Here is a 15,469-nt window from a genome sequence, read left to right on the forward strand (position 1 = left end):
TAGCAGTGATGCGATTTAGTTTCTTTCGCTTCGTTGTCCAGTTCTTTTGCCCCCCAACCCCCCAATTCTGGGGGACTTTAAACTCGAAACATTAATCAAGTTCTACTCCTCACTCCTCACTCCTCACTCCTCACTCCTCACTCCTCACCTTCTCAAAATGAAACTACTTCGGCAATTAATAGAAAGTCGATTTTGGGCATTAGCGGTCAAAGAAGTTAGTCAGATTTTACGCAACAAACAGCTTATTTTTATTCTCATCTTTCCGCCCACGGTGCAGCTTTTGATTTTTGGCTTGGCGCTCAATCCCGACGTGCAAAATTTGAAATTAGGCGTGGTCGATTACTCTAATACGCCGATGAGTCGAGAATTAGTTGCGGCAATGACCGTGAATGGTGTGTTTCGAGTGGATCGACCCCTTGCGGGTATCTCGAAGAGATCGCCCCCCAGCGAGTTTGCTTTGGGCGAAGAAGTCCGGCGGGGCGAAATTACCGCAGGCATGGTGATTCCTCCTGACTTTAACCGCGATTTGAAGGGCGATAAAACGGCCGAAGTGCAGGTTTTAATCGATGCCGTCGATGCCAATACTGCGGGGATTGCCAGTGGCTACGCGACTCAGATTATTAACCAGTTTAGTCGGCAACTTTCACCGCAGACGATCGTACCCATCCAGACGCAGGCGGTTTATCTTTACAATCCAGGTTTGATCTCCAGTTGGTTCATCGTTCCGGGAGTGTTGGGGCTGGTGTTGAATATCGGAAGTTCGCTTGTTTCCACTGCAACCGTCGTCCGAGAAAAAGATTCTGGCACCCTCGAACAACTGCTGATGACTCCCGCCGAAGCGTGGGAAATTATTCTGGCTAAAATCGTTCCTTTATTTGTGTTGCTCCTGGGTGAAGTCATACTCGCCTTGAGCATCGCAAAATTTGTGTTTCAGGTTCCTTTTCGCGGTAATTTTTTCTTGTTCATGGTTTTCTCAGGGCTGTATATTTTTGTAGGCATCGGAGTGGGATTTTTACTCGCAACGATTTCTCGCACTCAACAGCAGGCAATTCTCACGTCATTTTTTATTAATCTCCCCTTAATCCAACTGTCTGGGGCGATCGCGCCCGTCGAGAGTATGCCACCCTTGATCCAAACCATTTCGCTGTTCAATCCGCTGCGTCACTATGTCAAAATTGCCCGTGGCGTTTTGCTCAAAGGCAATGGACTCGATGTTTTGTACCCCGAAGCGCTGGCTCTGTTGGCCTTTGCGATCGCCCTTCTCCTGATCAGCACTCATCAATTCCGTAATCAACTAAGTTAGCGGCATAATAGCGCTCGATTACTCGTGAAAATTGTTTAGTCTTTCAGATTGCTATTTTTTGTCCTGTATTCTTTCATGGGGGACGATCGTTTCTCCTAGACGCTAACCGCCAAAAGGATCAAACCGCCCAACCTGGAAAGTCTAAAGTCAAACAGTTTTGCCGATCGACCTCCACAAGCGGTATCCTGCTTAAGGTCGTCTCCGGAGTTTCTACTCCGTGTCACTGATTCAATATGCTGTGGGCTAACCGAGAACGTATGAAAATGTCTCTTCATTTAATGAGTGTGGGTGTGGGAGCTTTGATCGCCTTCGGCAGTACGGGAGTGGCTTATTCACAAACGCTTTCCGATGGTCAGCCCCAGAACCAGAGGCCGATTCCTTCCAACAGTCCGGCTAAAGACAGTTCAGTTAAAAAGCCAGCGATCTCCTCAAGCGATTCACAAGGGGTCGCCGGAATTGCTCAGTTTTTTAGACCCGAAACCCAGACAAACTCCAGTCTGAGACAGGCTTCTTCTGGCAATTCGATTACCAAAAATCCGACTAAAGATAATCCGACTAAAGACAGTTCGACTAACAGTCCGACCAAAAAATCCGTCGCCGAAGTCGCCCAAATCTTTAGATCCGAAAAGCAGACAAATTCCAGTCCGAGACAGGTCTCTTTAGACAAGTTACCTAAAGACAATTTGCTGGGTAATCTGACTCAACCATCTGTTGCCAAAGTCGCCCAAGCCTTTAAGCCTGAAATTCAACCCAATTCTAGACGGGCCCAGGCACTCCCCAAACAATCTGTCGTGGCTCCGCTGCCATCCGTGGGAACGATCGCTTCGAGAAACCTGCAAACGATCGCCCAGACCTTTAACCCGCCTCAGATCGAAGCCGTCAGCCTACCCAAAATTGGTACCTTGGCACAAGCATTCAACCGCCCTGTCACGGCTCAAAAGCGTTCTGTCTCTCAAGTCGTCAAGCCTGGTGAGCGCACCCTTCCCAAAGCCGCCGCGCCGATTAAAGGATCTCCAGCAATCTCTTCGAGATCCCCGCAAGGGGTCGCCCAACTGCCTCCCGTGGTAGAAGTGCCCAAACTGGAGGATGTCGCCAGAGCCTTTGAGCCAGAAAAGCTTGCGGACACGCGCACCACTCAGCCCCCTAAACCCACGGCTCAAAACACCCCGCCCGCCAAACCCCCAACGCCCTCGACTCCACTTCCTCCGGCTGGGCCGCCCTCGAATACGACCCCAACGCCCACACCGACCCCCGCCCCAAGTGAGAACCCTCGCCCTTCGGCTCCGACTCCCGGACGAATCGAGCCAGCCCCCGACTATTTGAACCCTTCGCCCAATCCGCTCCAGTTTCCTACCCGCCCCGAAGAAGTCCGACTTCAGGGAACGCAGCCGATTACGCTGGCCCAAGCGATCGAGCTATCAGAACGCAATAACCGTGACCTGCAAGTGGCGCGATTGCAGCTAGAAAGTACTCAGTCAGCGCTCCGAGAAGCCCAAGCAGCCAATTCACCTACGCTGGCCGTACAGGCAGACTTGACTCGCGCTCAAAGTGCGGGTTCAGAGATTGATCGTAAGGCTCGGGCCTTTCAGCAGCGAAACAATCCCTTCTTTCAGGAAGACGACAGCGATCCGGTCAACACGACGCTCAACGGCAGCCTACAACTTAGCTACGATATCTACACCTCTGGGCTGCGACCCGCTCGAAATCGGGCAGCCGAGCGTCAGGTACGGGTCAATGAGCTAGAAGTCGAGCGAGTGCGGGAAGATCTGCGGCTCAATGTCTCCAACGACTATTACGACCTGCAAGACGCAGACGAGCAAGTGCGGATTAATGCCGCCGCCGTGCGAAACGCTGAGATTAGTTTGCGCGATACTCAAGCCCAAGAACGAGCCGGACTGGGCACTCGATTTGATGTGCTGCGATCGCGGGTTCAATTAGCCAACGCTCAACAACAATTGACCAACTCGATCGCCACTCAAGCCGTTCGTCGTCGCCAACTCGCTCAACGAATCAGCATTGCCGAATCGGTGAATCTGTCTGCGGCTGATCCGGTAACCACCGCGGGAACCTGGCCGCTGTCGATCGAAGATAGCATCGTTCTGGCGTACAAAAATCGAGCCGAATTAGAGCAGCAGCTTGTCCAACGAGAAGTCAGCGAACAGCAGCGCAAAGCCGCCCTTTCTGCGTTAGGGCCCACCGTCAGCGTGTCAGCTCAATATAATCTTTCGGATATTTTTGAGCAGCCCGTCAGAGCCGCCGATGGCTACAGTATTGGGCTTCAGGCCCGCTGGAGTCTCTACGATGGAGGAGCCGCCGTCGCTCGTGCCAGACAGCAGGAAAAAAACAAAGAGATTGCCGAGGCTCGATTTGCTCAAAGCCGCAACACGGTTCGCTTCCAGGTTGAGCAGGCTTTTTCTACGTTGCAGTCCAATCGGATTAACATCACCACGGCGGGCACGGCTCTTAATGAAGCCAGAGAATCACTGCGGTTAGCTCGATTACGCTTTCAAGCGGGGGTCGGCACCCAGACAGAAGTGATCAACGCAGAAACCGATCTCACGCGGGCTGAGGGCAGTTTGGTGAGTGCGATTTTGGGCTACAACCGATCGCTCGCTCAACTCCAACGAGCCGTGAGCAACATTTCAAGACAGTAGGTTTTTGTCGGCAAATCTTTGTCAACGCTTCTGATTTCTACACGAACGCGATCGAGCAAGGCACAATAAGACAGAGCATCCGCTGGAGGGAGATTCACAATAGATTCACAATGATTTTTGATTAGCAGACTCCCTGACATTCGCCATCACTCAGAAAACTTGTCAACCGTCCACTTCATCGTCCGCGAGGATTGCCCCATGACTCAGCACAAAATTTTTCCTGCGATCGCACCCAAGCTGGCCAAACAGCGATTCTTTTTGCTCTGCGGCATGAGCTGGTGGGTGGGGTTGGGCGTTTTGAGTGGAAGAGTCAGCCTGGCCCAAACGTCGATCGCGCCCGACAATACGGCGACCCCTGATCCCGTGATTTCGGCTCCCGAACCTGCGGTGATCATTCCTGCCCCCGCTGCCCCCGAATACTCAGCCCCCGAAATTGTCTCCTCCCAAGAAGCCGCTCCCGTCTTAGACACCTTTATCGATCGCACCAACTACAATTTGGGTGCCACGCAGCGAGAAGAGCCTGTGACGATCGTGAGCCGCCCGCCTGTGGATCGATCAACTCCCGTCAATCTGGCTCCGATCCCGGCAGAACCCGTCACCGTTTCGAGCAGCATTGGTTGGACTCCGGGCAGCACAACTCCAGTGGGGCGAGAATACAGCACCGTTCGAGACTATTACAATCGCACGGTTCGCCCGATCGGTCGTCTGGGCAACAACATTCGGCTAATCTTTCCTCTCGCGCTTCCGGCTCCCATTACTTCGCTGTTTGGCTGGCGCGTTCACCCAATTACAGGCGATAGTCGCTTTCACTCAGGAACAGACTTGGGCGCACCGATGGGGACTCCTGTGTTAGCAGCTTATGCAGGTCAGGTGGCGATGGCCGACTTTTTGGGCGGATACGGGTTATCCGTTGCCCTGAGTCACAATCAAAACACCCAGCAAACGCTTTACGCCCACTTATCAGAGATTTTTGTCAAGCCTGGAGAAGTCGTCAAACAGGGCACCGTGATCGGGCGAGTCGGCAGCACGGGCAATTCGACCGGGCCTCACCTGCATTTTGAGTTTCGCCAATTGACCACTCAAGGCTGGGTCGCAATGGATGCCGGAACTCAGCTAGAAACCTCCCTGGCCCAGTTAGTCAAAGCGATGCAAGTTGCTCAAGCCCCCAACAAATCAGCTCAAGCGACCGGGAAATCGATCGCCAACTAATCAAGAGACTAAAGACCGAGACCAAAGACTCAAAATACCTCTTTGTCTACTGTCCAACGTCTAAAGTCCCTCCCTCCTCCCTCCTCCCTTCTCAACATGCTCGATCACGATGTCATCATTGTTGGCGGCGGACTTGCAGGGTCACGTGCAGCCCTCGAAATCGCCCGCACCGATCCCAGTTTGAGTGTCGGACTGGTGGCCAAAACTCACCCGATTCGATCGCACTCCGTCGCTGCTCAGGGCGGAATGGCCGCAACCCTGAAAAATGTCGATGCGACTGACACTTGGGAAGCTCACGCCTTCGATACGGTCAAGGGATCGGACTATTTGGCGGATCAGGATGCTGTCGCGATTCTCACGCAAGAAGCCCCTGATGTCGTGATCGATTTAGAACACATGGGCGTTTTGTTTTCGCGCCTTCCTGACGGGCGAATTGCTCAACGTGCCTTTGGCGGACATTCTCACAATCGGACTTGCTACGCGGCCGACAAGACGGGTCACGCGATTTTGCATGAGCTAATCTGCAATCTGATGAAGCATGGGGTCAAAGTCTACGAAGAATGGTACGTAACGCGCCTGATTTTGGAAGAAGGACAGGCCAAAGGTGTGGTCATGTATCACATCGAAACCGGGCAGCTAGAAGTCGTTCGCGCTAAGGCGGTGATGTTTGCGACGGGCGGCTATGGGCGAGTTTACAACACGACTTCCAACGATTACGCTTCGACGGGGGACGGGTTGGCAATGACCGCGATGGCTGGCTTGCCCCTAGAGGATATGGAGTTTGTGCAATTTCATCCGACGGGCTTGCCTGTGGGCGTGTTGATTTCGGAAGCGGTGCGGGGAGAAGGGGCTTATCTGATTAATAGCGAGGGCGATCGCTTCATGGCCAATTACGCACCTTCGCGCATGGAGTTGGCTCCCCGTGACATTACTTCTCGCGCCATCACCTACGAAACTCGCGCGGGCCGGGGCGTTCATCTCGACGGCAGCAAAGGCGGGACGTTTGTTTATCTTGACTTGCGCCACATGGGACGAGAGAAAATCATGAGCCGCGTTCCGTTTTGTTGGGAAGAGGCGCACCGTCTAGTCGGAATTGATGCCGTGACGCAACCGATGCCCATTCGTCCCACAGTTCACTACTCGATGGGGGGGATTCCCGTCAATACCGATGGACGAGTCAGAGCCAGCAGCCACGATCTGGTTGAGGGATTTTTTGCAGCAGGGGAGACGGCTTGTGTGTCGGTGCATGGAGCCAATCGGTTGGGCAGCAATTCACTGTTGGAATGTGTGGTGTTTGGACGGAGAACGGGAGCGGCGATCGCTCAATATGTCCAAGACCGCAAGCTTCCAGACTTGAATCCTGAAAAGTATCTGACCGAAACTGCAACACAAATTCAAACGCTGCTCGATCAGCCTGGAGAATACCGGATTGGTGCGATTCGACAAGCGTTTCAAGACTGTATGACCGAGCATTGTGGCGTGTTTCGCACTTCGGAAGTGATGCAGGCGGGACTGGTCAAACTCAGAGAAATTCAGCAAAAATATACTCAAATCAGGCTCGACGACAAAGGCAAACTCTGGAACACTGAAATCACAGAAGCGTTGGAGTTACGAAGTCTTTTAATTGTGGGTGAAATGATTCTCACGTCGGCGCTCAACCGCCAAGAAAGTCGAGGCTCTCACTTTCGAGAAGACTTCTCAACCCGCAACGACGAAACTTTTCTCAAACATACGCTTGCCTACTTCTCGGCCGCCGGGATCGACATCGACTATCTGCCCGTCACCGTCAATCTATTTGAACCCAAAGAGCGCAAGTATTGAGGTTTCAACCTATGGCATACAGCGATTTCACCCTCTCAAAAGTTCAGCAAGACTTCGATTTAATCCTTGAGGAAAGCCGAAACTTATTTTTTGATGTCGAGGAGATAGAACCCTCTAATTTTCTCAAACAAATGTTAGAGGAATCCATTCCTTTGGCCACTGCAATCAATACCGAAAAAGCTCGTTCTGAAATGATGATTGCACCTATTTTACTCGAAGTCAGACGACAGTTGAAAAACCAAATTAGTCTGTTTTCGGGCACCGAGTTTAATGTCGAACCTGAACAAGGACTTGCTGGTTTTTGTGATTTTATTATTAGTGGCTCGAAAGAACAGTTTTTCATTAGTGCGCCTGTCATTTTGATTACAGAAGCCAAGAATGAAAACATCAAAGCGGGTCTGGGGCAATGTGTTGCTTCAATGATTGCGGCTCAACGGTTTAATCAAAAAGCAGGAAATGAAATTCCAATCATCTATGGAGTGACGACCAGCGGGACACTTTGGCGCTTTATCACATTAGAAGAGAAGCTCGTTCACATTGATGTTACAGAATACTACATTCGAGAAGTTAACAAAATTTTGGGGATTTTGATGGGAGCGATCGTTCCCGTCTTACCAATAGAACACGCCGCCTAATAACATCGGATATTTCGCTGTGGGATGCAGATTCCATTTAACATTAGAAGAGCAATTACGAGAGTAACTGAACCTAATACAAGGGGGCTGAAGGCGATGCTAATGAAGCGAGTCCCTCTTATCGAATTCACATATCTTTAACGTACAATCACTCTATTCGATCGCTCACTCCCAATAACCTATATAATTGCATCAGTTTGAAGGGGAGTAGCTGCTGGTTTCTGACCAGCCCATTTGAATCAACATACTGGCGATGAGCCTGGTTCAAGTGACAAGGGAGAGAAAGGGGATGAGGGATGAGGGATGAGGGATGAGTTAGAACAACTCGGTAGCCTCAAAGCTTAGATCTTAAAACCTGGCATTCTTGCAAGCGAGACCTTCACTAAGTTCACATCTGTTGTGGGCTTGGTGGAGTCATCTGTACTCTCATCAAGTCACCTCAGATGCCACCACAATTCTGAGGAGCTTGACCGATGTTGAGTGCTTTTACGGCTGGGTTGACCTTAATTACCATTAATGAGCTGGGCGATAAGACATTTTTTATTGCCATGTGTCTGGCGATGCGTCACCGCCGCCGCTATGTGTTTGCGGGTTCGATCGCGGCGTTGTCGCTGATGACGATTCTCTCGGTGGCGTTGGGTCAGCTTTTGGGACTGTTGCCCCAACCGATCATTCACTACGGTTCAATCTTGCTCTTTGTCGGTTTTGGTTTCAAGCTGCTGTATGACGCTTACAAAATGCCTCCAGAATGTGGCAATCAGTCTCTCGCAGCAGACGATCGCCTCGCTGACTGTGCCACCGATGCCGAACGAGAAGCGGTTGCCGCGATCGCTCAAGCCGAAGCCAACCTCAAGAAAAAGACTCCCTTTGCCATTTGCTTAGAATCCTTTGTGCTGGTGTTTATGGGAGAGTTAGGCGATCGCACTCAGATTACGACGATCACTCTAGCAGCCACCAACAACGCATTGGGGATCACCCTCGGATCGATCGTTGGACATGGAATTTGCACCGCGATCGCCGTTATGGGTGGCAAACTGATCGCCGGGCACATTTCAGAACGCATGGTAACCACGATCGGCGGCATTTTGTTTTTGGTGTTTGCGGGCGTGTCCTGGTTTGAGGGTTGAGGGAGAAAGGAGGGATGAGGGATGAAATTAGGCAGATTTGGCGATCGCACCTCTAATCAAACGTGAATTCGATAAAGGGGGTTTGCTTCTTTTGCTTCGTTCTTCAGCGCTTCTGCCCCCCAAGCTGCCAATTTTGAGGAACTTTCAGACAAGATTTTGGTTCAAAGTCCCTCACTCGTGGGGGATTTAGGGAGCTGCCTGGATTAACAACCGCAGCGAAAGATTTCATCGAATTCACGTTAATCAATTACAAAAGTTATGAAACTCTAATTCATCAGTTGTTGAGAGTGAGTGCTTCACAAGTTGCTTTGGAAATGAGTTTGCGTCTACCCAAACGAAGTCTACCTTCGCAGACTCGAAAACTGATTCAGAGTTTTAATCATCTGCAACGGCGATTTTTGTTCTGGTAAATGTAGTTTTGACCACCCAACAAAAAGCTTTGTCTTTGAATCTTTTGGGGACAAATCGCACCCCTCTTCCTACTTCTCTAATCGCACCGCATACCACTGAAGATATTGCCCCGCCCCCATATCCAAATCGCAAGTCGTGTCTAGCAGATGCTGGGCTTGATCTGCCACCGTTGAAAACTTCTGCAAATCTGGAGGCAATGCATCTTGACGCTCAGACAAAATCGATCGTAGCTTTTCTAACATCTCGTCAGCGGTCAAAAATTGCTCTGGTTGGTCGGTTTCTAACACCACAAAATGCTCTTCCTGGTACATCAAAGAATCTGCCATAATTTGCTCCCAATTTAGCTACATCTATTGTGACAGTTCGATCACAAAATATTGATTCACAACCCGGAAATCCATCGTCGGTATGAGCTTTCAGCCAGGGCAAACATGTTATCTAAAAGGCATCCGTCTAGTTTCTATACCAAACTTCTATTATGCGCTCTGCATTTCTCATCTTTAACCCCGTTGCTGGACAAGGCAACCCCGACCAAGACCTAGAAACGATCAAAGCATTGCTGGCTGACATCGAACTGGATATTCACCTGACCACCGAAGAAATAGATGCTGACCATTTAGCAGAACAAGCGATCGCTCAAGGGGTTGATGCGGTGATTGCCTCTGGTGGCGATGGCACCCTCTCGGCGGCGGCGACAGCCCTGGTAGGGACGGGCATTCCGTTAGGGGTGATTGCACGTGGCACCGCAAATGCGTTTGCAAATGCGATGGGCATTCCGACGACGATCGAATCCGCTTGTGAAACTATCTTACAGTCCAACACCAAAACCGTCGATGCCGCCTTCTGTAACGGCAAACCGATGGTTCTTTTAGCCGGAATCGGCTTTGAAGCAGAAACGGTAGAACGCGCCGATCGCGAAGCCAAAAATCGCTTTGGAATGCTGGCCTACGTGCTCGCCGGACTCCAACAACTTCGCAATCTAGAACCCTTTGAAACCGAAATCGAAACGGAAGATAAGATCATTTCGGTTACCGCGTCTGCGCTGACGGTGGCCAATGCGGCTCCGGCAACTTCCGTATTGGCTCAAGGGCCGTCGGGCTTGATTGTCGATGATGGCTTGCTCGATCTGACGATCGTTGCCCCTTCTAATAAAGCAGGCGCGATCGCCGCTACTTATCACTTACTGCAATCGGCTCTGAGTGGCACCCCAGCCGAGCGTGACGATATTGGCTACCTACGAGCCAAGCGGTTTAAGATCACGACAAATCCGCCTCAGAAAGTCGTTTTGGATGGCGAAATGGTCGGAGTGACACCCGTAGACATTGAGTGCGTTCCGGGAGGGCTAACGATTTTTGTGCCCCTGGTTGAAGAAGTCGTGCCCACCGAAAAGCTAGAAGGACTGCCTGATCTCGTCGTTGAGACTAAAGAATCTCCAGAATTTGCTAGCTAATTGCCAGATACTCCTGAATTCTGCTTGACACCGATGAAGTTTGCTTGATACTAATCATCAAGGGTTGCAATATAACTAAAGAAGTGGCCAAAAAATTCCGTGGACGTTGACCCACTGAAAGACGGGAGTCCAGCAAATATCTCCGTGGCTCCTGACTTGGGTTATCCAGTCAACTTCCATTGCGAAAAGAAAAGGCACCTGGCTAGATTAGTCATCCGTAAGAGCGAACTTGAATGCTTGCAGTGACTGTTGAGTGGGCTTTTCTGAGTGCAAATGCGATCGCGGCACTCTGCAACCTTGCTCTGCTGATTTTTTTGATTCGGCGGCTAAGGCAAAAAAAGTCACGTCTAAAGACTCATCCCATCGCCCGTCGTTTAATTCAGCAAGCTACCCACCTGCTCACCGATCAAGAGTCTCTGCACCATCAATCGATCGCCGTTGTCGCCGCTATGGACGGGATCGCGATTCTCAGCGACGATGGTCAGTTTCTCTATCTCAACGACGCTTATTTAAGAATTTTTGGCTACCAGCACAGCCGCAATCTGGTGGGCAAATCGTTGACAACGCTCTATTACCCCGATGAGATGGCGCGGATCGAAGGAGAAATCTTGCCCATCCTGCACCGAGAAGGTCAATGGCGCGGAGAAGCGATCGCCAAACGTCAGGACGGTAGCACCTTTTATGAAGAAATCTCGCTCACCCTCACCCAGGGCGGATTTATCTGCATCTGTCGCGACATCACCGAAGCCAAACAGTCCGAGGTGCGCCTGCGATTATTAGAACGCGCGATCGGAGCCAGCAGCAACGGCATCATCATCACCGACGCGACGCTGCCTGACAATCCCATGATCTACGTGAACCCCGGCTTTGAGCGGATCACAGGCTACAGCGCCGATGAAGTCGTAGGCAAAAATGGGCGCTTTCTCGAAGGCCCCGAAGCCAACCAGATGGCTTTAGAATCTTTGCGAAGCGCCATCAAAGCTGGAGAAGACTGCGTCGTCAACCTGCGAAACTACCGCAAAGATGGCACCCTCTTTTGGAACGAGCTTTCGGTTTCTCCCGTCCGCGATGCCCAGGGGCGATTGACTCACTATGTCGGCGTACAGACCGATACCACAGAACGCAAACGAGCCGAAGATGCCCTACAGCGCCAATATCAGCGCACATTACTGCTGAGACAGATTACGCAAGAAATTCGGCAAAGTCTGGATACCCAGCAGATCGTCCAAACCACGGCCACGCAGATTGGTCGAGCCTTTCGGGTCAATCGCTGCCTGATTCACGCCTATGTGGGCACCGCCGATGACGCACTCCTTTCTGGGTTTGAGCTATCTCAATTGGAGACCTCTTCGCCCAAGATCCCGATCGTCGCTGAGTATCTAGAATCTGGCTGGCCGTCTCTATTTGGGCTAGAAATCCCCCTTGAAGGCAATCTTCACGTCGAAGCGATGCTCGGTTCCGATCGAGCCATTGCCTCTTTGAATGTCTACATTGACCCACTGCTGCACCCGGTGGTCGGGCTTTGCCAACAGATTCAGCTTAAATCCATGCTGGCGATTCGCACCTCTTATCAGGGGCACCCCAACGGATTGATCAGCCTACATCAGTGTGACTCGTTTCGGCAATGGAGCGAGGACGAAATCGAACTGCTCGAAGCCGTCGCCGATCAGGTGGGAATTGCCCTCGCCCAGGCGCGTCTGTTAAAGCGAGAAACCCTTCAGCGCGAAAAACTGACCAATCAGAATGTGGCCTTAGAACAAGCTAAAAAAGCCGCAGAAGATGCCAACCGAGCCAAAGGCGAATTTTTGGCCACCATGAGCCACGAGATTCGCACGCCGATGAATGCGGTGATTGGCTTGACGGGACTCCTGCTCGATATGGAGTTGACCCATCAGCAGCGCGACTTTATCGAAACGATTCGGGGCAGTGGCGACACGCTGTTGACGATCATCAACGACATTCTCGACTTCTCAAAAATTGAGTCTGGCAAACTCGAATTAGAACAGCAGCCCATCGATCTGCAAGCCTGTGTCAGCGACTCGATCGACCTGCTGATCACCAGAGCCGCCGAAAAGAAACTGCACCTGTCCTACAAAATCGCCCCAGATCTGCCCAGAACGATTATTGGTGACGCAACTCGACTACGACAAATTCTCGTCAATCTGTTGAGCAATGCCATCAAATTTACCGACAAAGGAGAGATTTTAGTCACCGTTCAAGCCGATCCCAACGCCCCACGCACGTCTCACACCTCCCTTCGTTTTGCTGTCCAGGATACCGGAATTGGCATTCCGCCCGATCGCATGGATCGCCTCTTCAAATCCTTTAGTCAGGTTGATTCTTCGACCAGTCGCCAATATGGAGGCACCGGACTAGGGCTAGCAATCAGCAAACGTCTGAGCGAAATGATGGGCGGTCAAATGTGGGTCGAGAGCAACGGACAAGTCGGGGGAGATCCGCCTACTCAAGTGCCTCGCGTGATTGCCAGACAAGGCTCTACGTTCTACTTCACAATCACCGCAAAGTCCGTATTTATCGTGCCCCCGCCGCCTCAACTGGTGCAGGAACGATCGCCCGCCTCCGAGGAAGCCTGCCCGATCGACCCTTATCCCCTGCGGATTTTGCTGGCTGAGGACAATGTGGTTAACCAAAAAGTCGCCCTGCATCTCCTGCAACGGTTGGGCTATCGCGCCGATGTCGCTGGAAACGGGCTGGAAGTGTTAGAGGCCCTGCGCCGTCAAGCCTATGATGTGGTTTTGATGGATGTCCAGATGCCAGAAATGGACGGGCTGATTACCACTCAGCAGATTCATCAAGAGTGGGCCCCTCGGCTGCGCCCCTATATCATCGCTATGACCGCCAACGCCATGCAGGGCGATCGCCAAACCTGCCTAGATGTCGGCATGGATGACTACCTGAGCAAGCCGATTCGGATCGAGGCTTTGATGCGGGCACTCAATCAGGCTCACCGGGACAATGCCTTTAGACTCGCGTTGGGAGGCACTCCGACAGATCCGTCTGGGCGATCGACCCCGCGCACTTCGCCCGATCGCATCACCCTCAACCGCAAAGCGCTGCAAGCAATCCGCAGTCTGGCTAATGAAGGAGAAACCTTTCTAGCTGATATTATTAACAGCTACCTGCTCGATGCGTTCAAACTGGTGCAAACGATTCAAACAGCCGCCGAAACCCAGGATTGGCTCGCCCTACAACAGGCAGTCCATACCCTCAAATCGACCAGCGGCATGTTGGGCGCGATCCAGTTGGCCGAATTCTGCCGAGAGTTGGAAACCCTACTGCAACTGGGAACTCTAGAAAGTGTTGCCTCAAAAGTATGCCAACTGGAGGCTGAATACGACAACGTGAAAGCTTCGCTCAACCTGGAACTTCAGCAATGTCAGAGATAATGCGCTCTAACCATAATCCTCCGTTGATTCTGGTCGCTGATGATGACAAAACGACTCGGATTGGGTTGCGCCAAGCGATGGAGCAAGACGGCTATCAGGTAGTAGAGGCGATCGACGGTGAGGCCTGCTTGACCCTATTTTCGCGACTGCGCCCCGACGTGGTTTTGCTGGATGCGATCATGCCTGTGTTAGATGGGTTTGCCTGCTGTAAGCGGATTCAAGACCTGTGCGAAGGGGGCAGCAAGACTCCTGTTTTGATGATCACCGGGCTAGAGGATCAAGAGTCGGTAGATCAGGCCTTTTCGGCGGGGGCGGTCGATTACATTACCAAGCCGATTCATTGGGCGGTGCTGCGGCAGCGAGTTCGGCGATTGATCCAGCAGGTGCGCCTCTATCAGCAGCTTGAAGAAGCCAACCACGAACTTCAGCGTCTCGCGTCGTTTGATGGGCTGACTCAGGTGGCCAACCGTCGCCGTTTTGATGAGTATCTCCAGCAAGAATGGTCACACATGCTGCGAGAGCAATTGCCGTTGTCGCTGATTCTTTGTGATATTGACTGTTTTAAGCTGTTTAACGACACTTACGGGCATCAGGCGGGCGATGACTGTCTCAGGCAGGTGGCCCAGATTATTCAAAATGCGGCGAAACGAGCGATCGATTTACCTGCCCGCTATGGCGGCGAAGAATTTGCGGTGGTTTTGCCGACGACTGATCTTGAGGGGGCCATTCAGGTGGCGCAGGAGATTCAATTAGGAGTCAAGCGCTTGAAAATTGCCCATCTGACCTCTAAAGTCGAGCCGATCGTCACGGTGAGTTTGGGGGTGACGATGACGATTCCGACGCAGCACAAGCCTCCAGAGACGCTAATTACGGCGGCAGACAAGGCGCTTTATCAGGCCAAGGCAGAAGGGCGCGATCGCTACTGCACGATTGTCTAGCTACCTCAAATGGAACAATCCAGCCGTAGGTTTCATCTAATCTATTAGCGATTTGGATTTCTTGCGATCGTTCCTGTTGCTAAGTAGGAAGTGAGGGAATCAGGCAGCGATCAATTCTCAAGCTTAAAGAGACTGGATTAATCGTCACTTGAAATCAGTTTCGCATCACAGGTATAGAGAGCCAGAGAGCTTGTTTTTTGCGCTGGCTTTTGTGAATCACAGGTAGTATTTACCGAACTTAATTGCACCTTTAACTAACAGAAACTCTGTAATTTATTGCTTCTCAAGACTAAAACATTACGGAATTTATGTGACAGTTTGCAAACAGACCATCAGACTACAAATCAAACTGAACTGCACACTAAAACTATAGATATGAGAGGTGAATACCCATCAGGAACTAACCACTCTTTGTTTCCGGGCAATTAAGTTTCAACTGCTTCCAACCGACTCATCAAAACTTTTGAGATTCCTTCAAAAAGTCCCTTGATTAAACTAAAAGCTTGTTGAAATC

The 15,469-nt window shown here is 51.3% G+C and carries 10 protein-coding genes; 9 read left to right on the forward strand and 1 reads right to left on the reverse strand.

The features are described 5' to 3' along the window. Positions 1-157 precede the first annotated feature (157 nt). The 6 genes from ACKFKH_RS18735 to ACKFKH_RS18760 all read left to right on the forward strand — a co-directional run bounded on the left by ACKFKH_RS18735 (position 158) and on the right by ACKFKH_RS18760 (position 8,749). Positions 158-1,303: an ABC transporter permease gene (locus ACKFKH_RS18735; RefSeq protein WP_446859851.1), complete on the forward strand. Its 1,146-nt coding sequence runs from the start codon at positions 158-160 to the stop codon at positions 1,301-1,303. 263 nt (positions 1,304-1,566) lie between these two features. After that, complete coding sequence (locus ACKFKH_RS18740) at positions 1,567-3,957, forward strand: TolC family protein (protein WP_446859852.1); 2,391 nt, start codon at positions 1,567-1,569, stop codon at positions 3,955-3,957. 198 nt (positions 3,958-4,155) lie between these two features. Next, positions 4,156-5,166 (forward strand): M23 family metallopeptidase, encoded by a 1,011-nt coding sequence (locus tag ACKFKH_RS18745; protein WP_446859853.1) that lies wholly within the window; start codon positions 4,156-4,158, stop codon positions 5,164-5,166. A 96-nt stretch (positions 5,167-5,262) separates the two neighbouring features. Then, a complete protein-coding gene (locus tag ACKFKH_RS18750) occupies positions 5,263-6,987 on the forward strand; it encodes a succinate dehydrogenase/fumarate reductase flavoprotein subunit (protein WP_446859854.1) in 1,725 nt (574 codons plus the stop codon). Positions 6,988-6,998: 11 nt separating this feature from the next. Further along, a complete protein-coding gene (locus tag ACKFKH_RS18755; RefSeq protein ID WP_446859855.1) occupies positions 6,999-7,622 on the forward strand; it encodes a hypothetical protein in 624 nt (207 codons plus the stop codon). 473 nt (positions 7,623-8,095) lie between these two features. Further along, complete coding sequence (locus tag ACKFKH_RS18760) at positions 8,096-8,749, forward strand: TMEM165/GDT1 family protein (protein ID WP_446859856.1); 654 nt, start codon at positions 8,096-8,098, stop codon at positions 8,747-8,749. A 479-nt stretch (positions 8,750-9,228) separates the two neighbouring features. On the opposite strand, the gene ACKFKH_RS18765 is transcribed toward ACKFKH_RS18760, so the two are convergent. After that, positions 9,229-9,486 carry a chlororespiratory reduction protein 7 gene (locus ACKFKH_RS18765; protein WP_446859857.1) on the reverse strand — a complete coding sequence of 86 codons (258 nt, stop codon included), beginning with the start codon at positions 9,484-9,486 and terminating at the stop codon, positions 9,229-9,231. Between the two features lie 152 nt (positions 9,487-9,638). Here ACKFKH_RS18765 and ACKFKH_RS18770 point away from each other — a divergent pair, with 152 nt between their 5' ends. The 3 genes from ACKFKH_RS18770 (at position 9,639) to ACKFKH_RS18780 (ending at position 14,955) form a co-directional block, all read left to right on the forward strand. Continuing rightward, positions 9,639-10,610 (forward strand): YegS/Rv2252/BmrU family lipid kinase, encoded by a 972-nt coding sequence (locus ACKFKH_RS18770; RefSeq protein WP_446859858.1) that lies wholly within the window; start codon positions 9,639-9,641, stop codon positions 10,608-10,610. A 233-nt stretch (positions 10,611-10,843) separates the two neighbouring features. After that, positions 10,844-14,017, forward strand: coding sequence for a PAS domain S-box protein (locus ACKFKH_RS18775; protein ID WP_446859859.1), 3,174 nt, complete (start codon positions 10,844-10,846; stop codon positions 14,015-14,017). Beyond that, positions 14,005-14,955: a diguanylate cyclase domain-containing protein gene (locus ACKFKH_RS18780; protein ID WP_446859860.1), complete on the forward strand. Its 951-nt coding sequence runs from the start codon at positions 14,005-14,007 to the stop codon at positions 14,953-14,955. Before ACKFKH_RS18775 ends, ACKFKH_RS18780 begins: the two co-directional genes overlap by 13 nt. The last annotated feature ends 514 nt before the right edge of the window (positions 14,956-15,469 follow it).

The organism is Phormidesmis sp. 146-20 (assembly GCF_052939475.1).